The sequence below is a fragment of the Streptomyces sparsus genome (assembly GCF_054776295.1).
The window spans coordinates 1-1,040 of sequence record NZ_BAAHCA010001314.1 but is presented as its reverse complement, the minus strand read 5'-3'; the positions used below and the strand labels follow the sequence as shown (position 1 = coordinate 1,040).

At 70.3% G+C, this 1,040-nt stretch carries 1 pseudogene; it reads right to left on the bottom strand.

Annotated features, from left to right (window positions below):
- Window positions 1–180: pseudogene (locus ACYVE9_RS28130) on the bottom strand (hypothetical protein); the annotation flags it as partial.
- Window positions 181–1,040: the final 860 nt, after the last annotated feature.

Sequence of the window (1,040 nt, the reverse complement as noted above, 5' to 3'; positions counted from 1 at the left end):
CGCATCGGTGATCCGGCCGTCGGTCGCGACGGCGACGGCCTCGGTGAAGGTGTCGAAGCACTGCTGGCCCGCACCGTCCATGCCCGCGACGCAGTGCTGCCCGTTCGCCCCCGGGGCCGCGTTGCCGGCCGGCTCGGCGGCGGGCAGGTCGGCGAGCCCGCAGGCGACGGTGAAGGTCACGGCCGCTGCTCTACGGATGTCTCTTCGGGGCATATTCAACTCCCATGCGATTGACCGTACTTGGCGCGGTACGACTGCCTCGGGAGCGCTCTCTGAAACTCCTTGCCCGCTATTGACTGGAAATTGGCAGCACCGTCCAGGTGAGGCTTCCGAGGTGCCCGGAAATGTGGGATCACGAGGCTCCGGATTCGACCGGCGTAAATACAGGAGCAATGCACCGCCCCCGGCCGCGGCGAATGATCTGCGACGAGCGGCCAATTCGACGGACTTCACACAGCCCCGCAAACCACCGGAGATCCGCGTGCCACCTGGGCGGACGCCGCACGGCGCCCGACTCCCCCACGGCCCGCCCCTCCGCTCCCCCGGCGCCTCGCCCGGGCCCGGGAACGGGCACCGCCACGCCCGGTGAACGCACGCCGGATGAAGGCGCATCACGCGCCATCTGCACACCCTCGCACCGACCCGGCTTTCACCCCGGACCACCCACTCGCCTGGGCTCCCCGATATGCGAGGGACCAACGACGTGCGCCGTCCCACCCATGCGCATCCGGTCCACGCATTCGCACCGGCCCACCCATTGGATGTGGATCACTCATTCGCAGGAGATCACCGGGACACCGGCCGGAGGACGCAGCGGAAATCGCTCTCCCTCGTCCCGGAGAACTCCCATTTCCCGGAGAACTCCCAGTTCGAGCGCCGGTGTGCATACGCGGAACTCATCGGACCCGATCTCCGACCAGGCCCGTTCCTCGCCGTCGCGGGTCCGGCGCCCGGCCCCACCGGAAGTGGCCGGCCCGCCACGGAAGCCCCGCGAGCCCGGCCGGTCCACCGTCCGGCCCCGGGGCCGGGTGGTACGACCG